The sequence below is a fragment of the Ruegeria sp. G7 genome (assembly GCF_056535465.1).
Map to the genome: position 1 here is coordinate 2095178 of NZ_JBQFIL010000001.1, position 21972 is coordinate 2117149.

A 21972-nucleotide genomic window follows, 5' to 3' on the forward strand; every position below is an offset into this window, starting at 1 on the left:
GCGTGCGGCTACAGGGCCAGCACGAGATTCGCCATCGCGGCGATCAGGATCGCGGTGAACGTCAGGACCATGCCGATCTGACGCAGAATCACGATCTGTGGACTGCGACCAAAGCCATAGGCATGAAGCAGGCGTCCTGCCAGCAGAGCCAGCCCCAGTAGGTGCAGTGTCAGGCCAGTCGCGCCCTGCATCTCGACCATAAGGATAAGCAACAGGGCGAATGGCGTGTATTCCACAAAGTTGGAATGGGTGCGGATCGCCTTTAGCATGTCAGCATTGCCCCCATCCCCGTAAGAAATCTTGCCGCTGCGGCGCTGGTTGATCACCATAAAGCTGAGGGCAATATACAGCATCGCCAACACTGCAGCGTAGATTGGGGTGATGGACGGCATCATGCTTCCTCCGGTTCATAGATCAAAGGGCCGCCCGGTTCCCCGAACGGCCCATTTCAGTGTTGTAAGATAACCCGTTAGTCCAGTTCGACCAGAAGGTCCTTGGCGTCAATCTGGCCGCCGGGCTGGACGTGGACGGCCTTGACCACCGCATCGCGCTCGGCGTGGATGCCGGTTTCCATCTTCATCGCTTCGATGGTCAGCAACAGGTCGCCCTCTTTCACTTCTTGACCCGGCGAAACGGCGACTACCGCGACGACCCCGGGCATCGGTGCGCCCACGTGGTTGGGGTTGCCAACTTCGGCTTTGGGGCGCTGCGTGGTCGAGGCTTTGACCAGGCGGTTCGGCACCCGGATCACACGGGGCTGACCGTTGAGTTCGAAGAAGACGCGGACCTCGCCGTTTTCATCGGTCTCGCCGATCGCCTGACAGCGGATTTCCAGGGTCTTGCCGGGGTCAATCTCGGCGGTGATCTCTTCGCCCGGTTCCATGCCATAGAAGAACGTGCGCGTGGGCAAGGTGCGGACCGGGCCATAGGTCCGGTGGCGGCCCATATAGTCCAGGAAGACCTTGGGATACATCAGGTAGCCGTTCAGATCCTCATCATCGACCTCTTTGCCTTCCAGTTGCTTGGACAGCTCGGCGCGGGTGGCTTCAAGATCGACCGGCTCGACGTGTTTGCCGGGGCGCTCTGTGTTGGGCGTCTCGCCTTTCAGCGCCTTGTTGATGATCGCATCCGGAAACCCGCCCGGAGGCTGGCCTAGATTGCCACGCATCATGTCGATGACAGAGTCAGGGAACGCCACATCGGTGGCGGGGTTTTCCACATCATCACGGGTCAGGCCCTGGCTGACCATCATCAGCGCCATGTCGCCGACCACTTTCGATGATGGCGTCACCTTGACGATATCGCCGAACATCTGGTTCACATCAGCATACATCTGGGCAACCTCGTGCCAACGCTCCTCTAGCCCCAGAGAACGCGCCTGCGCCTTGAGGTTGGTGAACTGACCACCGGGCATCTCGTGCAGATAGACCTCGGACGCGGGGGCCTGCAGACTGGATTCAAAAGCCGCATACTGACCGCGCACCGCCTCAAAGTAGTCGCTGATTTCGCGGATCGCCTTGATGTCCAGCCCGGTGTCGCGCTCGGTATGGCGCAGCGCCTCTACCACGGTGCCCAATGTGGCCTGCGAGGTATTGCCGCTGAAGCTGTCCATCGCGCAGTCCACAGCGTCCACACCCGCCTCGGACGCGGCCAGAATGGTGGCGCTGGCGATACCGGCGGTATCGTGGGTGTGGAAGTGAATCGGCAGGCCAACCTCTTCCTTCAGTGTCCGGATCAGGATCTTGGCCGAGGCCGGCTTCAAGAGACCCGCCATATCTTTCAGGCCCAGAATATGGGCGCCTGCATCGCGCAGCTCTTTCGCCATGCCGACATAGTATTTCAGGTCATATTTGGCGCGGTCCGGGTCCAGAATATCGCCCGTGTAGCAGACGGTGCCTTCACAGACCTTGCCATTCTCAACGACCGCATCCATCGCCACGCGCATATTCTCGACCCAGTTCAGCGAGTCGAACACACGGAATACATCGATGCCCTTGGCGGCCTGACGCACGAATTCCTGCACTACGTTGTCGGGGTAGTTGGTATAGCCCACCCCATTGGCACCGCGCAGCAGCATCTGGGTCATCAGATTCGGCATGGCACCGCGCAGCTCTCGCAGGCGTTGCCACGGGCATTCCTGCAGGAAACGATAGGCCACATCAAACGTCGCACCGCCCCAGCACTCGACCGAGAACAGCTGCGGCAGGTTCGCGGCGTAGGTCGGGGCGACCTTGATCATATCAATCGACCGCATCCGCGTGGCCAGCAGTGACTGGTGTCCGTCGCGCATGGTGGTATCGGTAATTAGCAGTTGACGCTGCGCTTTCATCCAGTCGGCGACGGCCTGAGGGCCCTTCTGCTCCAGCAGGTTGCGGGTGCCCATCTGTGGTTCCGCCTTCAGCGCAGGCGGGCGCGCCTCTTTCAGATCAGGGCGCGGCATCGGACGGTCCTTGGTCTCGGGGTGACCGTTGACGGTGATGTCAGCGATATAGTTCAGAACCTTGGTGCCCCGGTCGCGGCGCTTTTTGAAACGGAACAGGTCTGGCGTCTCGTCGATGAACTTGGTGGTGTATTCATTCGACAGGAAGGTCGGGTGTTTCAGCAGGTTCTCAACAAAGGCGATGTTGGTGCTGACACCGCGCACGCGAAATTCCCGCAGCGCGCGGTCCATCCGCGCAATCGCTTTCTCGGGCGTGGGCGCCCAAGCAGTGACCTTGGTCAGCAGCGAGTCATAGTACCGCGTGATTACGCCCCCCGCATAGGCCGTGCCGCCATCCAGACGAATGCCCATTCCGGTGGCCGAGCGATAGGCGGTGATGCGGCCATAATCGGGGATGAAATTGTTCAGCGGGTCCTCTGTCGTCACGCGGGTCTGCAGCGCGTGGCCATTCAGGCGGATATCGTCCTGGCTGGGCTTGCCGGTGGCCTCGGCCAGGGTCTTACCTTCGGCGATCAGGATTTGTGCCTGCACGATGTCGATGCCCGTGACCTCTTCGGTGACGGTGTGTTCGACCTGCACGCGGGGGTTGACCTCGATGAAGTAGAACTTGCCGGTGTTCATATCCATCAGGAATTCGACGGTCCCTGCGCATTCATAATTCACATGGGCGCAGATGCGGCGGCCCAACTCGCAGATTTCTGCGCGCTGTTCTTCGGTCAGATATGGGGCAGGGGCGCGTTCCACCACTTTTTGGTTGCGCCGTTGGACCGAGCAGTCGCGCTCATACAGATGATAAATCTCACCATGCTTGTCGCCGAGAATCTGAACCTCAACGTGGCGGGCGCGGGTGATCATCTTTTCCAGATAACCCTCGCCATTGCCAAAGGCGGCTTCGGCCTCGCGGCGGCCTTCCAGCACCTTTTCTTCCAGCTCGTCTTCGGACAGGATCGGGCGCATACCGCGCCCACCGCCGCCCCAGCTGGCTTTCAGCATCAGGGGATAACCGATCTCGGCGGCTTCTTTTTTGATGGCGGCCATATCGTCGCCCAGAACCTCGGTGGCCGGAATCACCGGCACATCCGCTGCAATCGCCACTTTCCGGGCGCTGGCCTTGTCCCCCAGCGCGCGCATGGTTTCGGCCTTGGGCCCGATGAAGGTGATGCCGTTCTGCACACAGGCATCCACGAAATCCGGGTTCTCGGACAGCAGACCATAACCGGGATGGATCGCGTCGGCGCCGCATTCTTTGGCTACGCGGATGATCTCATCAATCGACAGATAGGCCGCAACCGGACCCAGATCGGCCCCGATACGATACGCCTCGTCCGCCTTGAACCGGTGCAGGCCCAACTTGTCTTCCTCGGCGAAGACCGCGACGGTTTTCTTGCCCATCTCATTGGCTGCCCGCATCACGCGGATCGCAATCTCGCCGCGGTTGGCGATCAGGATTTTCTTGAAGTCTGTCATTTCAGGTCCCGGTCTTTATAGGTGTGGCCTTGTGATTAGGCGGACAATAGGGCCACGTATATCTGTAGTTCTGGGTAGAACCGGCATGTTATCGCTCGCAAACGCCGCCCATCGGCGCTTTTCTTTTACACATGCTGCGCCGCAGCATCAAATGTTGTATTTTTGTTGCAAAAATTGACTTGTTGCAGCCTACGCGTGATTCAGCGTGGCCTTCAATCTCCGACATTGATCGGTGGGTGGGTAGCAGAGCTGATTCTTCCGGCAGACGCATCCGTTCGACCCTGCGTCCCGCGTGCGTCGATGGCGACTTGGGACAGCAGTTTTTCGCGGGGCCAGAGACTGCAAAGAGGCCGCTCTGTACTTCGATCACAAATCGCTTCTGTAATCCGCCGCCTGAATCGATCGGCGTGGCTTGCAAGCCTCAGTGCAAGCATCTGACATGCGTCATGCCGCCTAAGACCGTCGCACCCGCTTTGGTTCTGGCGCGGGGGTATCGCCTGCTTCTGCGGCGGGGCTTTGGGTCATACCGGCGCGTGCGACCTGAACCTGGTTGCGCCCTTTATCCTTGGCGGCGTAAAGCGCGTCGTCGGCCGCGCGCATCAAATCCTGCGGCATCACACCATGCGCCGGATAGTGCGCCACGCCGACCGAAATGGTGATGCGCGGCAGCGACTTTTCGCCATATCGGACCGAGACCGCCTCAACAGCCTGACGCAGCTGCTCGGCGCGGGTCATAGCGTCGTCGGGCGTGTTGTCAGGCAGGATCAGCATGAATTCCTCGCCGCCGATCCGACACGCGACCTCATCCCGGTCGCACCCCTGTTCCAACGCTGAGCCCACCGCGCGCAGAACCATGTCGCCCGCGTCATGCCCGTGCGTGTCGTTGAATTTCTTGAAATGGTCGACATCTACCGCAATCAGACTGAGCGCAGCGCCGGTCTGCTGGCTGCGGCTGATTGCTTTGCGCAATGTCTCGGTCATGTGACGGCGATTGAACAGCCCTGTCAGAGGGTCACGCACCGATTGATCATGTAACTGATCGCGCATTCTTACATTGGCAATTGCCATGCTGATCTGTTCGGCGCATAGCTGAGCCAGTTTCTTGCTGTCATGAAACGCCGCGTCGCTGTCCTCATGGGCGCGCAGATGCAGCAGGCCGACGGTCTCGCCATGGGCCAGAATGGGAAAGCAGAAATAGGGCCGCCCGTCATGCGGTTCCGCATGTTCGCAGACGAAATCGATCTCGGACGCTCCGAATTCATAAGTCCGGCCACGCCGCAGGCCCCAGCATCCCTCGGGATGGATATGCGCCTTGTGGGTCCCGCCGTTCCAGCTGGCGCAGCCATCCAGCACATCACGTGAGTTCGAGTAGACATATACGCTACCCTCGGCCTCGGGCAGGATATGGGTCATGAAGCGCGACACCATGTCGAACAGCTCATCCAATGAGCGGCTGGATTGCAGCCATTCGTTCAGTTCTCCCAGCAGCCGTACCTCGCGTGCCAGACGCAACTGATCGTCCATCAACGCACGCTCTTTGGCCGCGCGTACCCGCAGGTCGCGCACCTGTGTCCGATTCGTCCGGTAGATCACCAGAATCACCGCCGTCAGCGCCATAAGTGCCACGCCGCACAGCACAGCCAGCGACCACCGGACGCGCGTGATGAACAGATCGCGCTGCGGAGTGATGTCCGAATAGAACTCAATCGCGCCCAGTAACTGACCGTCCTTGATGACCGGGGTGTAGATCTCGGCCACGTGACAGGTTTTCTTGCCTGATCCGACCATCATCTCGTGGTTCAGGCCGCTGACTTCGGAAACCGGCTTTTCCTCATGCTTGTAATATGAACCACCCGCGGCGACGATTTCGGTGAAATAAGGCTTGGAGTTGACCGTCCCGACATCCCCCGCGCGCGTTGACCAGAACACGCGGCCCCGACTGTCAAACAGCTTGAACCGGTAGATGTCCGAGGTTTCGGGTAAAAGTTCCAGAAACTCTTCATCATGATCATCCAGAATGCCGTGTTTGAACGTCGCCTCGACATCGTGCAGATGGCTTGTTACCTGTTGGTTCAACTGCGCTGCGCGATGCCGCAGGTCCGATTCCAGCATCCGGTCGACCACCGGGGCCGGGATCGCGTAAATCCCCCAGCCCGCCAGCGCCGTCAGCATCATCAGCATCACCGAGATGCCCGCAACTTTCAGGGCCGAGGTCCGACCCGCCATGTCATTCTGTTTCATAACCCGCGCTCCCACAGCAATGGGATCAGGATGTTTGGCAAGGTTTGACAGAGGGTTAATGGCGTCGGGATGATTGCTTAGAATTGAACGGATCACGTTGCAAATTCATTGTGAACAAGGCGTGAACAAACCCTTTCCCTTGGCGCGCATCCGGCGTAGTTTGGACCCATGAGCAGTTTTGACGAAATGGACGCCTTCGAGGGCGCATCGCTGTCGGCGCGGGCGATGCCTGCGGCGTCTGCCGAGTATCTGAACGACCTCAACCCGGCGCAGCGCGAAGCGGTCGAACGGCTGGATGGCCCGGTGCTGATGCTGGCCGGGGCCGGGACGGGCAAGACCAAGGCGCTGACCGCGCGGATCACGCATCTGCTCAGAACTCATCGGGTGCGCGAGAACGAGATTCTGGCGGTGACATTCACCAACAAGGCCGCGCGCGAGATGAAAGAGCGCGTGGGCCGCATGCTGGGTCGACCCGCCGAAGGGATGCCGTGGCTGGGCACGTTCCACGCGATCTGCGTCAAGCTGCTGCGGCGTCACGCGGAACTGGTGGGGTTGAAGTCGAACTTCACCATTCTGGACACAGACGACCAGAAGCGGCTGCTGAAGCAACTGACCCAAGCTGCCAATATCGACGACAAACGCTGGCCCGCGCGGATGCTGGCTGGCATCATCGATGATTGGAAAAACCGTGCCCTGACGCCCGACAAGGTGCCCGCAGCGGATGCTGGGGCCTTCAACCACAAAGGTATAGAGCTTTACGCCCAGTATCAGACTCGCCTGCGAGAGTTGAACGCGGTGGATTTCGGCGACCTGCTGCTGCACATGGTCACGATTTTCCAGACCCACCCGGACGTGTTGGAGCAATACCAGCGCTGGTTCCGCTACATCCTTGTGGACGAATATCAGGATACCAACGTCGCCCAGTACCTCTGGCTCCGCCTGCTTGCCGGGGGGCATAAGAATATCTGCTGCGTTGGCGACGACGATCAGTCGATTTATGGCTGGCGCGGGGCCGAGGTGGGCAACATCCTGCGGTTCGAAAAAGATTTTCCCGGTGCCTTCGTGGTGCGCTTGGAACAAAACTACCGCTCGACTCCACACATTCTCGCGGCTGCATCGAACGTCATTCGCGGCAATGAAAGTCGCTTGGGCAAAGAGCTTTGGACTGACCGTGAAGAAGGCGAAAAGGTTCGGCTGATCGGCCATTGGGACGGCGAGGAAGAGGCGCGTTGGATCGGCGAGGAAATCGACGCGATGCAGGGCGGCACACGCGGTGTGCGGCCGATGAACTTGGATGAAATGGCAATTCTCGTCCGCGCCTCGCACCAGATGCGCGCGTTTGAGGATCGGTTTTTGACCATCGGTCTGCCATACAAGGTGATCGGTGGCCCTCGGTTCTATGAACGGATGGAGATTCGCGATGCCATGGCCTATTTCCGGCTGGTCGTCAGCCCTGAGGATGATCTGGCCTTCGAGCGGATCGTGAACACGCCCAAGCGCGGCCTTGGCGACAAGGCGCAGCAGACGATTCAGGTGGTGGCGCGGGAAAACGGTGTGTCTTTGGTCGAGGGCGCGCGGATCGCGGTCGACAATGCTCTGATCAAAGGCAAAGGGGCCAAGGCGCTGCGCGAATTGATCGACGGGCTGGCGCGGTGGAATGCGATGACGCGCGGGCCTCGGATCGAGGTCGATGATGAGACGGTCATTGACGATGGCGTCTCACCCATCCGCTATGGCGAACCCGAGCATACGCATATCGAACTGGCGCAGATCGTGTTGGACGAATCCGGCTATACCGCCCATTGGCAGAATGAAAAGACACCCGAGGCACCGGGGCGGTTGGAAAACCTCAAGGAACTGGTCAACCAGCTGGACAATTTCGAGAACCTGCAGGGGTTTCTGGAGCATGTCAGCTTGGTGATGGACAACGAGCAAGACGGCGACGGGGCCAAGGTCTCGATCATGACCTTGCATGCGGCGAAGGGGCTGGAGTTTCCCGCCGTGTTCCTGCCGGGGTGGGAAGATGGGTTGTTCCCGTCTCAGCGCTCGATGGACGAATCCGGGCTGAAGGGTTTGGAAGAGGAACGGCGGCTGGCCTATGTGGGCATCACCCGCGCGGAAGAGGTTTGCACCATTTCCTTCGCGGCCAACCGGCGGGTGTTTGGGCAGTGGCAGAATTCGATGCCCTCGCGCTTTATCGACGAATTGCCCGAGGATCATGTTGAGGTTCTGACGCCTCCGGGGCTTTATGGCGGCGGGCAGGTCACGGCCAGTATCGAGACCCGCGCAGCCGAGGCGAACGTCTATAACTCGCCCGGCTGGAAGCGGATGCAGGCGCGGCAGGGGCAGTACGGGATGTCTCAGCCTAAAGAAAGCCGGAATACGGTGATTGATGCGACCGCCGTGGCCAGCTTCACGCTGGGCGAGCGGGTGTTTCACCAGAAATTCGGCTATGGCGCGGTGATCGGCATCGAGGGCGACAAGGTCGAGGTCGATTTCGACAAGGCCGGGACAAAGAAAGTTGTGTCCCGTTTCCTGACCGCCAAGGACGACGTGCCGTTCTGAGCTCTACAACCCCTCGACCAGCACCAGATTTGCGCTTGCTGTATTCTGCCTGATCTTGGCCAGTGCGACGTAGTCCGGGTCATCTTTCCACGCTCGGGCTGCGGCCATGTCGGGGAACTCCATCAAGACGATGCCGTCTTCGGCCCAACTGCCTTCGATCACCTCGACAGGCTTTGATGAAACGGTCAGAAGGCGGCCGCCGTGCCGGTCAAAGATCGGCATGAAACCTTCTAGGTATTTTTGATACCCGTCCGGGTCATGAATGGAAATCTGGGCGATGAAATAGGCAGCCATGGGATACTCCTGAAAAATCGTTCACGGCCCCAGCTTACATCTTGTGCGCAAAAAACGAAAAACGGCGGTTCCCAGGGAGGAGGAGGGGAACCGCCGTTCTTTTCTACATCAGGGCAGGGAGGAGGAAGCCCCGATGTATCCGAACCCGGGTTTGATCCCGGTATGAGGAAGACGCGGCGACGTCAGGGAGGAGGAGGACGTCGCCGCGCGCTTTCAACATCGGGGCAGGGAGGAGGAGAGCCCCGATGTATCAGGTTCCGGCGATCTGGGCCGGTATAAGGTGCGGCAACGTCAGGGAGGAGGAGAGACGCTGCCGCTGAAATACAGGTCCGAAAGGGAGGAGGACGGACCTGATCTCGGGGTTTCGTGTCGCGCTTACTGCGCGGCGTGGTCTTCGGTGGCCTGCAGGGCCAGCCGGCGGATCATCGAGCGGTGCAAGCCCAGATCAGCCAGTTCGCGGTCGGACAGAGCCGACAGTTCGTTGACCGTCTGGCGGTACAGGCGATAGCGCGCTACGCGGGCTTTCAAGGTTTCAACCAGGGCTGCGATCCCGAATACCGGAGCGCCCTTCAGGGTTGTTTGTGTGCTTGCAACTGCCATCTTCATCATCCGTTCATTCTTGTTGCTGCCGACATCGTCCGGCGCTTGCTTGAGATTGAAAATAGGCAAATGCTGCGATTGCACAATAGCCCACAATGTCAATGCTGCTATGCAGCAAATGCATGGATTGTCAGGACAATCCCGCTCAGCCTAATAATTGCCTTAAAAATATAGGTTTTCGCGCGCTGCTGGTATTTTCCCGGTTTAGAAGCCATGAGTGTGGGTGCTTATCCCTTGGGCGGCATTGGCGTTTGTTTGGGCATGTTACGTTAGCTCTTGCGGGCGGCAGAGGCATGCGATGCCGATCCGATCCATGTCGTGGTGATGATACGGGAAGGCATGGGACCGGCATGGGATCGACCTGCACGGGGCCTGTGATTCGTCGTCGACAGCTGGGTTTTGTGGGTGGTGAGCCTCGATTTATCATCAGATTGAAAAAATTATGGGAAATCGTGGGATAAGATTCTTCGGCATCAGTTTGCGCATATATAGTATTGCTGTGAGTCCTTAACCCAATTTATGGGACGATCTTCGCGAATTAAGATTATCTTCACCTTATTTTTTGGTCGCGCGAGGATTTCGCGCCGTAAATTTATGTTGCTTTCCATGAATTCCCATGGCATCCCTTGTTTACCCGATGAGGGCGAGGACAGTTAAAGGGGCGCCAAACGACCCCGAACCAAAAATACAAAAACAGGTTTCATACAGGCATCTCGCTTTCATCACTTAACAGATCCGGCGCGCGGGCGAGCAGACATCCCCCCAGGTGGCGCGCGCAGCTGGACATCCCGCTCAGCGGGTCAATGCGGCGGGTTGATCAGTGGCAGCAGATCAACCCGCCGTTTTTACTTCCGGGGGGAACGTGAATTTTGAGGTGGGGCGCAAGCGAAAGGGACAGTCGTCTTGGCGCGCAGGTTTAGAGGTGAAAGCCACCATAAGGTGGACACGAAGGGCAGGGTCTCGATCCCGGCCTCGTTTCGCCGTGTGCTTGAAGCGTCCGACCCCAACTGGCAGCCCGGTGACAATCCTGAACTGGTGATTGTCTATGGTGATCACCGCCGCAAATACCTTGAATGCTATACGATGCAGGCAATTGACGAGGTCGACGACAAGATCGACGCTTTGCCGCGTGGCTCGATGCAGCGCCGGATGTTGCAGCGGCTGTTCCATGGTCAGTCCTTCCCGACCAACGTTGATGAGACGGGCCGTCTGGTCCTGCCCGCCAAGCTGCGCAACAAGATCGGCCTTGAGGGCGAGGCATTCTTTATCGCCGCCGGTGACACCTTCCAGATCTGGAAACCCGAGACTTACGAGGCCGACGAACTGGCCGCGACCGAGGAATGGCTCGACGATCTGCCCGAGGATTTCGATCCGATGCAGTATCTTGACGCCATTGGGGATGGGTGACGGCATGGCCGGCGCTCAGACCTCATCGAACCCTCACATCCCTGTTCTTCTACGCCCGTTGTTGGCCGTTGTGGCACCCGTGTCTGGCGTCTGGCTGGACGGCACATTCGGCGCGGGCGGCTATACCCGTGGCCTGCTTGAGGCCGGGGCCGAGAAGGTCATCGGCGTGGATCGCGACCCGCTGGCCTTTGAGATGGCCGCAGACTGGGCCGGGGATTATGGTGACCGGTTGGTGATGCAGCAGGGTGTGTTCTCGCGCATGGATGAATATGCGCAAGATTTGGATGGCGTGGTGCTGGACCTCGGCGTCTCGTCCATGCAACTGGATCAGGCCGAACGCGGCTTTTCCTTCATGAAGGACGGCCCGCTGGACATGCGTATGAGCCAGCAGGGCGAAAGCGCCGCCGATCTGGTCAATACCGCGACCGAGGTGCAACTGGCTGATATCCTGTTCCATTTCGGTGAAGAACGCGCCAGCCGTCGCATTGCCAAGGCCATCGTCAAGGCGCGGGCTGAGGAACCGATCACCACGACTCTGCGTCTGACCGAGATCGTCGAATCCTGCCTGCCGCGCCCCAAACCCGGGCAATCGCACCCGGCAACGCGCAGCTTTCAGGGACTGAGGATTGCGGTGAATGCGGAATATGAAGAACTGTTTCAGGGCCTTATGGCCGCCGAACGCGCTTTGAAACCGGGCGGGCAACTGGCCGTTGTGACCTTCCACTCCATCGAGGATCGGATGGTCAAGCGGTTCTTCCAATCGCGCGCAGGCAAGACGGGCCGCGCCAACCGCTATGCGCCCGAGATGGAACAGGAACTGCCGCAATTCACGCTCAAGACCCGCAAGGCCGTCGGGCCGGATGAGCGGGAATTGCAGGAAAACCCGCGCGCGCGCTCGGCCAAGCTGCGTGTCGCGATCCGCACCGAGGCTCCGGCGGGGGAAATTGAGGCCCGCGCCATCGGGATGCCGCAACTGGGGGGACGGGGAAGATGAAGAGTATATTGTATGTGTTGACAGCCCTTTCCGTATTCGGGCTAGCGCTTTGGGCGTATCAAGAGAACTACCGAACGCAGCAGGTGCTGAAGGAAACCCAGACGCTGCAGCGCGAGATTGGAATTGCGCAAGCGCGCCTGGCGGTGCTGAATGCAGAATGGGCCTATCTGAACCGGCCCGACCGCCTGCGGGAACTGGCGGATCTCAATTTCGAACGTCTGGGCCTCTTGCCTCTGCGGGCTGAGCAGTTTGGCCGCGCCGATCAGATTGCCTATGGCGAAGACCCCGACCTGCCCATCGTCGATCCGCTTGAGCTGCAGGAAATCACCGATATCCAGGCGCTGGGCGAGGTACAGTTCCCATGACCCGCACACCGCTCCGCCCGCTGGCCCGTATTCTCGACGCCCGTGCCAAGGGCGAAAACCCCAAGGCGATTGAACGCGAGAACATCCGCAAACGCCACGAAGACATGAAAGACCGCGCCCGCGCGCGTGCCGAGGGTCGCCTGTTGGTGCTGGGCCTCTTCTTCTTCTGCGCCTTCTCGGTCGTGGGCTTCCGCATGGGCGTTCTTGCAACCTCTGAGGCGCAGGAGCCGCTGGCCAGCGCACCGGGGGCTTCCATCGCGATGCAGCGCGGCAATATTGTCGACCGTGAAGGCCGCATTCTGGCGACCAATCTGGAGACCTATTCGGTTTACGCCCAACCGCCCTTGATGATCGATCCGATTGCCGCCGCCGACCAACTGGTTGCGATCTTCCCCGATCTGGAAAAAGAACGTCTGGTCAAGGACTTCACCGGCAAGCGCAAGTTCCTGTGGATCAAGAAGCGCATCTCGCCCGAACAGAAGCAGGCCGTGCATGATATCGGTGATCCGGGCATCCTGTTCGGCCCCCGCGAAATGCGTCTCTACCCAAATGGTAAGCTGGCCGCGCATATTCTGGGTGGTTCGGGCTTTGGCCGCGAAGGCGTCAGCGCCGCCGAGGTGATCGGCGTGGCCGGTGTCGAGAAACAGTTCGACGACTATCTGCGCGACCCGGCCAACGGCAACAAGCCGCTGCAACTGTCGCTGGACCTGACCGTTCAGGCCGCCGTCGAGCAGGTGCTTTATGGCGGCATGAAGATCATGAACGCCAAAGGTGCGTCTGCGGTTCTCATGAACGCGCATACTGGTGAGGTGGTTTCCGCCGCCTCGCTGCCGTCTTTTGATCCAAACGACCGCCCACGCCCACCGACGTCGGGCTTTGATCCCTCGGACAGCCCGCTGTTCAACCGCTACGTGCAGGGCGTGTATGAACTGGGCTCGGTGTTCAAAATCTTCACCGCCGCGCAGGCTGTGCAGCTTGGCTTGGTGAATTCCAACACAATCATCGACACCTCTGGCCCGATGAAGATCGGTCGTTTCCCAATCGGTGAATTCAACGGCAAGAACTATGGCGAGATCAGCGTGGCCGATGTGATCGTCCACAGTTCGAACCGGGGCACCGGGCGGCTGGCGCTGCAGATCGGCGCGCAGCGGCAACAGGATTTCCTGAACGCGCTGGGCATGTTCGACCCGACCCCGTTCGAGATTGTCGAGGCCAAGGGCGGCCAACCGCTCAAGCCCAAGAAATGGGGTGAGCTGAGCACTGTGACCATCTCTTACGGCCACGGCCTGTCGACCAGCCCGATGCATCTGGCCGCCGGCTATGCGGCGATTGCCAATGGCGGGCACTATGTCAGCCCAACCATCCTGCGCCGCAACGGTCCGCAATACGGCCCCCGCGTGATTTCCGAAAACACCGCGAAACAGGCGCAGAACATGCTGCGCAAGGTGGTCACGGATGGCACCGCCAGCTTTGGCGATGTGGCAGGCTATGATGTGGCGGGCAAGACCGGCACCGCCGACAAGCCCAAGCCGCGCGGTGGCTATTATGATGACAAGGTGATCGCCACCTTCGCCACCATCTTCCCGGCCTATGATCCGAAATATGTGCTGATTGTTACGCTGGATGAACCGTCCATCGTGGCTTATGGCGAAAAGCGCCGTACAGCGGGTTGGACGGCTGTGCCGGTTGCCGCCGAACTGATCGCGCGCATTGCGCCTTTGTTGGGCCTCAGACCCCGGCTTGAGCCTGAGGCGCGCGCTGCTATAACGCTGACCTCAAATTAGGCTGTCCGGCGAAAGGTGGGTCATGGGCAATCAGTCAAAGAAACTCAGCGAACTGGCCCTGACCGCACGGGGCGGGGCGAATCCTGACATCACCGGACTGGCGGTTGACAGCCGCGAGGTGAAGGATGGGTTCCTCTTCGCGGCCCTCCCCGGAACCCGCGTCCATGGCGGAGAGTTCATCCAATACGCCCTGCGCATGGGCGCTGCCGCGATCCTGACCGACGCCGAAGGGGCTGAGAGCGCCGCCCAGGAACTGGCCGCCTCGGACGCCGCGCTGATCGTCACCGAAGACCCCCGCCAGGCGCTGGCCGGGGCCGCAGCGCTGTGGTTCGGCGCGCAGCCGCAGACCATCGTGGCGGTCACCGGTACCAACGGCAAAACATCCGTCGCCAGCTTCGTCCGCCAGATCTGGACCGAACTGGACCTTGCCGCCGTCAACCTCGGCACCACCGGCGTCGAGGGCGCATGGACCGCCCCGCTGGCCCACACCACGCCCGAACCGATCACGCTGCACCGCTGTCTGGCCGAGGCCGCCGCGAATGGCGTGACCCACGCGGCAATGGAGGCCTCGTCCCACGGCCTTGAACAACGTCGTCTGGACGGGGTGCATCTGGCCGCCGCTGGGTTCTCGAACTTCACGCAGGATCATCTAGACTATCACGACACGTTCGAGGCCTATTTCGCCGCCAAGGCCGGTCTGTTCGACCGGGTGCTGCCCGAGGACGGCGTCGCGGTGATCAACCTCAGCGATCCCAAGGGCGCGCAAGTGCGCCAAATCGCCGAGGCGCGCGGACAGAATATCTTCACCGTCGGCCCCGAGGGTGCCGATCTTTGCCTTCTGAATCAACGCTTTGATGCGACCGGGCAGGATCTGCGCTTTTCTTGGAAGGGCAAGGTCCATCAAACCCGCCTGAACCTGATCGGCGGGTTTCAAGCCGAAAACGTCCTGCTGGCCTGCGGTCTGGTCATCGCCGCCGGAGAAGACCCCGACCGCGTATTCGAAACCCTGCCGCATCTGACCACCGTCCGGGGCCGGATGCAGTTGGCCGCGACGCGCGAAAACGGCGCAGCGGTGTTTGTCGATTACGCTCACACGCCCGACGCCGTCGCCACCGCGCTGAAGGCGATGCGCCCGCATGTGATGGGCCGCCTGATCGCCATCGTTGGCGCGGGCGGCGACCGCGACGCCACCAAACGCCCGCTCATGGGGCAGGCGGCGGCAGAAAACGCCGATCTGGTCTTTGTGACCGACGACAACCCCCGCAGCGAAGACCCGGCCACCATCCGCGCCGCCGTCATGCTGGGCGCGCCCGAGGCCACCGAAGTGGGCGACCGCGCCGAGGCCATCCTGCGCGGCATCGACGCGCTGCAACCGGGCGATGCGCTTCTGATCGCAGGCAAAGGCCATGAAACCGGTCAAATCGTCGGTGATCAGGTTTTGCCGTTTGACGATGTGGAACAGGCCAGCATCTCGGTCGCCGCTTTGGACGGGAGGGTCGCATGACGCTCTGGACCGCAGCCGAGGCCGCCGAGGCCACCAAGGGTCGTGCGACCTCCGATTGGCAGGTGAACGGCGTCTCCATCGACACCCGCACCTTGCAACCGGGCGACCTGTTCGTTGCGCTCAAGGCCGCCCGCGACGGTCATGAATTCGTGGCGCAAGCGCTGGAAAAGGGTGCCGGGGCTGCTCTGGTGTCCTGTATCCCCGAAGGCGTGCCCGAGAATGCGCCGTTGCTGATTGTCGATGATGTGTTGCAAGGGCTTCAGGCGCTGGGGCAGGCCGCCCGCGCCCGGACCAAGGCGCGCGTGGTTGGAGTGACGGGCAGCGTCGGCAAGACCTCGACCAAGGAAATGCTGGCCAGCATTCTGGAAACCCAAGGCAAAACCCATGCCAGCGTCGCCAGCTACAACAACCACTGGGGCGTGCCCCTGACACTGGCCCGTATGCCGCGCGACACCGAATTCGCCGTGATCGAGATCGGCATGAACCATCCGGGCGAAATCGCTCCTTTGGCCCGTCAGGCGCAACCGCATGTGGCGCTGGTGACGACCGTCGCGGCGGTGCATCTGGAAGCGTTCGAGAACGTGGCGGGCATCGCCCACGAAAAGGCCGCGATCTTTGACGGGCTGACAACGGGCGGAGCGGCCATCGTCAACGCCGATATCGACCACGCTGACATCTTGCGCGACTGCGCGCAGGCCAAAGGCGCCAAGATTGTCGAATTTGGCCGCGCCGCGCAAGGCTATGCCCTGACCGAGGTGGAGCAGGGCCCGGACAACTTGCAGGCGCAAGGAACTGTCAGCGGTAAGCCCATCCGATTCGACGTGCAATCGGCGGGTACGCATTTCGCCATGAACGCACTGGGCGCTCTGGCGGCGTGTGTCGAGATGGGCGTCGATCTGGATCAGGCCATCGCGGGCCTGCGCCGCTGGTCTCCGGTCAAGGGGCGCGGCGTGCGCGAGGTGATCGCGCTGTCCGAGGGTCAGATCGAACTGCTGGACGACAGCTATAACGCCAACCCGACCTCGATGGAGGCCGCTTTGGACGTGCTGGCCGCCTCACAAGGCAAACGCAAGATCGCGTTTCTGGGCGACATGAAGGAACTGGGTGCGCAGGAACAGGCGATGCATGCCGCGATGGCGGATGTCGGCGCAATGGCGCAGGTCGATCAGGTCCATTGCATCGGCCCGCTGATGCAGGCGCTGCATCAGGCGTTGCCCGAAGGCAAACGGGGGCTCTGGACCGAGACCAGCGCCGAGATGGCCGCGCGTCTGCCCGAACTCATTCGCGATGGCGATGCGGTGCTGGCGAAGGGCTCGCTCAGCATGGCATTGGCGCAGATTGTTGACGGTCTGCGGAAAATGGGGCAAGTGCGCGCGTGATCCATGCCCGGTGCGTAAGAAAGGTATTGGTATGCTTTATTGGTTAACCGCCCTGTCGGATGGAGGCGATTTCTGGAACCTCTTCCGCTATATCACCTTCCGCGCAGGGGGCGCCTTTCTGACCGCGCTGATCTTTGGGTTCCTGTTCGGCAAACCCCTGATCAACGTGCTGCGCCGCAAGCAGGGCAAGGGCCAGCCGATCCGCGATGACGGGCCCGAGGCGCATTTCTCGAAGGCCGGAACGCCCACCATGGGCGGGTTGCTGATCGTGGGCGCGCTGGTGACCTCGACACTGGTCTGGGCGCGCTGGGACAATCCTTATGTCTGGATGGTGTTGTTCGTGACGCTGGCTTATGCGGCCATCGGCTTTGCCGACGATTATGCCAAGGTGTCGAAGCAAAACACCAAAGGCGTGTCGGGCAAGATGCGGCTGGCGCTGGGGATTATCATCGCCGTTCTGGCCTCGCTCTGGGCGACGCTGCACCACCCGGCGGATCTGCAGAACCAACTGGCGCTGCCGGTGTTCAAGGATACGCTGGTCAATCTGGGCCTGTTCTATATCCCCTTCGCGGTCATCGTGATCGTAGGCGCGGCGAATGCGGTGAACCTGACCGATGGGCTGGACGGGTTGGCCATCATGCCTGCAATGATCGCGGCCTCGACCCTTGGCGTGATCGCATATGCGGTGGGCCGGGTCGACTTTACCGAATATCTCGACGTGCACTACGTGCCGGGCACAGGGGAGATCCTGATCTTCACCGCCGCGTTGTTCGGCGGAGGTCTGGGCTTCCTGTGGTACAACGCCCCTCCTGCAGCGGTGTTCATGGGTGACACCGGATCGCTGGCCCTGGGCGGTGCGCTGGGAGCCATCGCCGTGGCCACCAAGCACGAGCTGGTTCTGGCCGTGGTCGGCGGCCTGTTCGTGGTCGAAGCGCTGAGCGTGATCATTCAGGTGCTCTATTTCAAGCGGACGGGACGGCGGGTGTTCCTGATGGCCCCGATCCATCACCACTATGAGAAAAAGGGCTGGGCCGAGCCCACCATCGTCATCCGCTTCTGGATCATCTCGCTGATCCTCGCGATGATTGGGCTGGCGACGCTGAAGGTTCGGTAACGCTCCCGCCGGGTTCGGAGGGCCTGCGGCCCCCCTGCCACCCGTTGGGCCCGGCTTGCGCTGTCGCGCGAGCCTGAACGCGCCCTTGCCTTTGGCAAATCCTTCGGTGCAGGGTGGCGCTGATTTCTAGACGATGAAGGTGGGCGGCATGATCCCGGTCAAAGGGTTTTCAGGACAGAAAGTTGCAGTTCTGGGGCTGGGGCGGTCGGGTCTGACCACCGCGCGGGCGCTGCGTGCGGGTGGGGCCGAGCCGGTCTGTTGGGATGACAACCCCGCCGCGCGTGAGGCTGCCGAGGGTGAAGGGTTCACCTGCGCCGATCTGCGCCGTCACGGGGCGTTTGACGCGATCGCCGCGCTGATCGTTTCCCCGGGTATCCCGCACCTTTATCCGACACCAAACCCCGTTGTGGCCGCCGCGTTGGAGGCGGGCGTTCCAGTGGACAATGATATCGGGCTGTTCTTCCGCTCTTTTGCGGGGCCCGAGTGGAACAATTACGACACCCCGCCACGGGTCATCGCGGTGACCGGCTCGAACGGCAAATCGACCACCGCCGCGCTGATCCACCATATTCTGACCGAGGCGGGGCGCGACTCGCAACTGGCGGGCAATATCGGGCGGGGCGTTCTGGATATCGACCCGGGCGGTGATGGCTCGGTCGTGGTGCTTGAACTCAGCAGCTATCAGACCGAACTGGCCCGGGCGCTGACCCCGGATGTGGCGGTATTCACCAATCTCTCGCCCGATCATCTGGATCGCCATGGCGGCATGGGCGGCTATTTCGCCGCCAAACGCCGCCTGTTCGCCGAGGGCGGACCCGATCGCGCCGTGATTGGTATTGACGAGGCCGAGGGCGCGTTTCTGGCCGGGCAACTGGCCGAAGGCCCGACGGATGACCGGGTGATCCGCGTCTCGGTCGCGCGCAAGCTGACCGGGCCGGGCTGGCAGGTCTTTGCGCGCAAAGGGTACCTTGCGGAATACCGTAAGGGTCGTCAGGCGGGCTCTATCGATCTGCGCGGCATTAGGGGCCTGCCCGGCACGCATAACCACCAGAATGCGTGCGCCGCCTATGCCGCCTGCCGCTCGCTGGGCCTCGCGCCCCGGGTGATCGAGGATGCGCTGCACTCCTTCCCCGGCCTGCCGCACCGCAGCCAGATCATCGCCGAGGCGGATGGCGTGACCTATGTGAACGACTCCAAGGCCACCAATGTCGACAGCGCCCTGAAAGCGTTGAGCGCGTTCAAACAGATCCGCTGGATCTGCGGCGGGCTTGAAAAAGAGGGTGGGCTGGAGGCCCTGAACACCGCTGCCGACCACGTGATCAAGGCCTATGTCATCGGGCGCGAGGCTGCCGGGTTCGCCATGCAGCTCGAGCCACAGGCGCAGGTCTGCACCACCATGGCCGAGGCTGTCGAACAGGCCATGGCGGACGCACAACCGGGCGAAACCGTCCTACTGGCCCCGGCGGCGGCCAGTTTCGACCAATATGACAATTTCGAGCAACGCGGCGATGATTTCGTGGCCGAGGTGCAAAAACGCCTCTGAGCGCGGGGTGTTTGCAATTGACCGCCGGTTCGGCGAAGCTGCAGCCCTATCCGCTTGACGCGCCACCTGAGTTGGTTTTTGCCTTCAGGAAATTCAACACGAGGTCATGACAATGCCAAACCGTAAACTTCTTTTAATCGTTCCCGCCTTGCTTGCTGCCGGGGCCTGCACCAATACCGGCGCCAATTATCAGCCTGTGATCGACGGCCCCGTTGGGCCGAACTACAACTCTGATCTGGCGCAATGCCAGCAATTGGCTGCTTCGCAAGCCAGCGTTGACGGATCAACCGCAGGGAACGCGGCGATCGGCGCTGCGGGTGCTGCAGCTGTGACCGGGATTGTGCAGGACAGCAGCGACAACCTAGGCCGCGCAGCTGTTGCCGGCGCGCTGGTGGGCGCGGGCGCGGACGTGATCAACAAGAACCAGAACAAGGAAGTCATCGTGCGCAACTGCATGCGCGGACGTGGCTACAATGTTGTAGGCTAACGGCCTGCGATGGCGCATCCTGCGGCGTGGCCCGAGGACCACGCCCACTGGAAATTGTAGCCGCCCAGCCAGCCGGTGACATCCACCGCTTCGCCAATGACATAGAGGCCGGGGACATCCCTGGCCTCCATCGTTTTTGACGACAGATCATCGGTGTCGATCCCGCCCAGCGTCACCTCGGCGGTGCGATACCCTTCGGTGCCCGAGGGAGTCAGGTGCCAGTTGGACAGTGCTGCGACCAGATCGGTCAGCGCCGCATCGGATTGATCCGCCAGATTGCCCGCCATCGGGATATGCTGGCCAAGATGTTCAACCAACCGCGCAGGCAGATGCCGCGCCAGTTCCGTGGTCAGGGCTTTGCGCCCTCCGGCCTGACGCTGATCGCGCAGCAGGTCGAACAGGGGAAGATCAGGGATCAGGTTGACCCGGATCGCCTCACCCTCGTGCCAGTACGAGGACAGCTGCAACACCGCAGGCCCGCTCAGGCCGCGATGGGTGAACAGCAAAGCCTCGTCAAAGCTGGTGCGGTCATTCGCAAGACGCGCGGGCAGGGACACGCCCGACAGGTCCTTGAAGCGACCTTCGGAGAAGGTGAACGGCACCAACGCCGCCCGGGTTTCGGTCACCTGCAGCCCGAATTGGCGCGCGATATCATAGGCCAAACCCGTCGCCCCCATCTTGGGGATCGACTTGCCGCCGGTCGCCAGCACCAGATTGCGGCAGGTCAGGGGGGTGCGCTGCCCCTCGCGCTCAACCTCCAGGGCAAAGCCGCCTTCGGTCTTGCGCAGGTCTTTCATCTCGGTCTGAACCCACAACTCCGCTCCGGCGCGATCCATCTCGTCCAGCAGCATCTGGATGATCTGCTTTGACGATCCGTCGCAAAACAACTGACCCAGAGTCTTCTCGTGCCACGCAATGCCATGGCTATTCACCAGATCGACGAAATCCCACTGCGTATACCGCGCCAGCGCCGATTTGCAGAAATGCGGGTTCTGCGACAGGAAATTGGCGGGCCCCGCATACATGTTGGTAAAGTTGCATCGCCCGCCGCCCGAGATGCGGATTTTCTCGCCTGCAGCCTTGGCATGGTCGATCACCAGCACGCGTCCACCGCACTTGGCGGCGCACATCATGCCAGCCGCGCCAGCGCCGAGGATGATCGTGTCATAGGTCATGCGGCGGGGATGGCTTGGATCGGCGCGAAAGACAAGGCCCCATGGGCTGTGTTGGTCCGCGCAGTCTTGCAAAATGCCTGCGCGTTTCCGATTGATACGGGGTGAACCCTGCCCAGTCACTGCACATCGGATGGAACCCACATGAAACCGATCAACCTGAAGGAAAAGCTGGCCCTGTTTTCAAGCCATTGGGACCCGCATGTCGTCGCTGACTACAACGACAATGACATCATGGTCGTGAAATTCCAGGGTGAATTCCCCTTCCACAAACATGACACCACGGATGATTTCTTTCTGGTGCTTGAGGGCGAGATGATCATGGATATCGAAGGCCACCCCTCGCACACCGTCCGCGCCGGAGAGATTTGCGTCGTTCCCAAAGGCGTCGTGCATCGGCCGCGTGCCGAAACCGAGGTCAAGGTAGTGCTGATCGAGCCCAAAGGAGAGCCGAATTCAGGCGATTCCGGCCAGCCCGCCGCGCCCAAGCCAAGGCTGTGACGGTGGCATCAATGTCCCATCTCTGGGCGGCCCGCTGAGGTTGCCCTGTTAAGCAGAGATTTTCCCTTATTTCCCTAGCCCAAACGTAAAAACACCTGTAGACTCTCAAACAGAT

At 61.2% G+C, this 21972-nt stretch carries 17 protein-coding genes; 11 read left to right on the forward strand and 6 right to left on the reverse strand.

The genetic code is table 11. From position 1 onward, the window contains the following. Window positions 1–8 precede the first annotated feature (8 nt). The 3 genes from ACR3EN_RS10560 to ACR3EN_RS10570 all read right to left on the reverse strand — a co-directional run bounded on the left by ACR3EN_RS10560 (window position 9) and on the right by ACR3EN_RS10570 (window position 6148). Window positions 9–395 carry an MAPEG family protein gene (locus ACR3EN_RS10560; protein WP_480822717.1) on the reverse strand — a complete coding sequence of 129 codons (387 nt, stop codon included), beginning with the start codon at window positions 393–395 and terminating at the stop codon, window positions 9–11. A 74-nt stretch (window positions 396–469) separates the two neighbouring features. After that, a complete protein-coding gene (locus ACR3EN_RS10565; protein ID WP_480822715.1) occupies window positions 470–3907 on the reverse strand; it encodes a pyruvate carboxylase in 3438 nt (1145 codons plus the stop codon). A gap of 453 nt (window positions 3908–4360) precedes the next feature. Continuing rightward, the gene (locus ACR3EN_RS10570) at window positions 4361–6148 is read right to left on the reverse strand and encodes a sensor domain-containing diguanylate cyclase (protein ID WP_480822713.1); all 1788 of its coding nucleotides are present in this window, start codon (window positions 6146–6148) and stop codon (window positions 4361–4363) included. 168 nt (window positions 6149–6316) lie between these two features. On the opposite strand from ACR3EN_RS10570, the gene ACR3EN_RS10575 reads away from it, so the two are divergent. Beyond that, window positions 6317–8713: an ATP-dependent helicase gene (locus ACR3EN_RS10575; RefSeq protein ID WP_480822711.1), complete on the forward strand. Its 2397-nt coding sequence runs from the start codon at window positions 6317–6319 to the stop codon at window positions 8711–8713. A gap of 3 nt (window positions 8714–8716) precedes the next feature. On the opposite strand, the gene ACR3EN_RS10580 is transcribed toward ACR3EN_RS10575, so the two are convergent. Then, entirely contained in the window at window positions 8717–9007 is a 291-nt protein-coding gene (locus ACR3EN_RS10580) for a DUF1330 domain-containing protein (RefSeq protein ID WP_480822709.1), read from the reverse strand. A 375-nt stretch (window positions 9008–9382) separates the two neighbouring features. Then, window positions 9383–9607, reverse strand: coding sequence for a DUF1127 domain-containing protein (locus ACR3EN_RS10585; protein WP_480822707.1), 225 nt, complete (start codon window positions 9605–9607; stop codon window positions 9383–9385). Between the two features lie 939 nt (window positions 9608–10546). Here ACR3EN_RS10585 and mraZ point away from each other — a divergent pair. The 9 genes from mraZ to ACR3EN_RS10630 all read left to right on the forward strand — a co-directional run bounded on the left by mraZ (window position 10547) and on the right by ACR3EN_RS10630 (window position 20184). Beyond that, a complete protein-coding gene (mraZ, locus tag ACR3EN_RS10590) occupies window positions 10547–11014 on the forward strand; it encodes a division/cell wall cluster transcriptional repressor MraZ (RefSeq protein WP_480822705.1) in 468 nt (155 codons plus the stop codon). A gap of 4 nt (window positions 11015–11018) precedes the next feature. Next, the gene (rsmH, locus tag ACR3EN_RS10595; protein WP_480822703.1) at window positions 11019–12008 is read left to right on the forward strand and encodes a 16S rRNA (cytosine(1402)-N(4))-methyltransferase RsmH; all 990 of its coding nucleotides are present in this window, start codon (window positions 11019–11021) and stop codon (window positions 12006–12008) included. Continuing rightward, complete coding sequence (gene ftsL, locus ACR3EN_RS10600) at window positions 12005–12373, forward strand: cell division protein FtsL (RefSeq protein ID WP_480822701.1); 369 nt, start codon at window positions 12005–12007, stop codon at window positions 12371–12373. The genes rsmH and ftsL overlap by 4 nt, the downstream gene beginning before the upstream one ends. Next, window positions 12370–14157 carry a peptidoglycan D,D-transpeptidase FtsI family protein gene (locus ACR3EN_RS10605; RefSeq protein WP_480822699.1) on the forward strand — a complete coding sequence of 596 codons (1788 nt, stop codon included), beginning with the start codon at window positions 12370–12372 and terminating at the stop codon, window positions 14155–14157. Before ftsL ends, ACR3EN_RS10605 begins: the two co-directional genes overlap by 4 nt. A 22-nt stretch (window positions 14158–14179) precedes the next feature. Next, the gene (locus tag ACR3EN_RS10610; protein ID WP_480822697.1) at window positions 14180–15661 is read left to right on the forward strand and encodes a UDP-N-acetylmuramoyl-L-alanyl-D-glutamate--2,6-diaminopimelate ligase; all 1482 of its coding nucleotides are present in this window, start codon (window positions 14180–14182) and stop codon (window positions 15659–15661) included. Next, a complete protein-coding gene (locus ACR3EN_RS10615) occupies window positions 15658–17040 on the forward strand; it encodes a UDP-N-acetylmuramoyl-tripeptide--D-alanyl-D-alanine ligase (RefSeq protein WP_480822695.1) in 1383 nt (460 codons plus the stop codon). Before ACR3EN_RS10610 ends, ACR3EN_RS10615 begins: the two co-directional genes overlap by 4 nt. Window positions 17041–17071: 31 nt before the next feature. Continuing rightward, window positions 17072–18154: a phospho-N-acetylmuramoyl-pentapeptide-transferase gene (gene mraY, locus ACR3EN_RS10620; RefSeq protein ID WP_480730839.1), complete on the forward strand. Its 1083-nt coding sequence runs from the start codon at window positions 17072–17074 to the stop codon at window positions 18152–18154. Window positions 18155–18302: 148 nt separating this feature from the next. Beyond that, the gene (gene murD / locus ACR3EN_RS10625; protein WP_480822693.1) at window positions 18303–19697 is read left to right on the forward strand and encodes a UDP-N-acetylmuramoyl-L-alanine--D-glutamate ligase; all 1395 of its coding nucleotides are present in this window, start codon (window positions 18303–18305) and stop codon (window positions 19695–19697) included. 112 nt (window positions 19698–19809) lie between these two features. Beyond that, window positions 19810–20184 carry a glycine zipper family protein gene (locus ACR3EN_RS10630; protein ID WP_480822691.1) on the forward strand — a complete coding sequence of 125 codons (375 nt, stop codon included), beginning with the start codon at window positions 19810–19812 and terminating at the stop codon, window positions 20182–20184. Here ACR3EN_RS10630 and ACR3EN_RS10635 read toward each other — a convergent pair. Beyond that, window positions 20181–21359 carry a BaiN/RdsA family NAD(P)/FAD-dependent oxidoreductase gene (locus ACR3EN_RS10635; RefSeq protein ID WP_480822689.1) on the reverse strand — a complete coding sequence of 393 codons (1179 nt, stop codon included), beginning with the start codon at window positions 21357–21359 and terminating at the stop codon, window positions 20181–20183. The two genes, ACR3EN_RS10630 and ACR3EN_RS10635, sit on opposite strands and share 4 nt — an antisense overlap. A 141-nt stretch (window positions 21360–21500) precedes the next feature. On the opposite strand from ACR3EN_RS10635, the gene ACR3EN_RS10640 reads away from it, so the two are divergent. Continuing rightward, window positions 21501–21857 (forward strand): cupin domain-containing protein, encoded by a 357-nt coding sequence (locus ACR3EN_RS10640; RefSeq protein ID WP_480822687.1) that lies wholly within the window; start codon window positions 21501–21503, stop codon window positions 21855–21857. The last annotated feature ends 115 nt before the right edge of the window (window positions 21858–21972 follow it).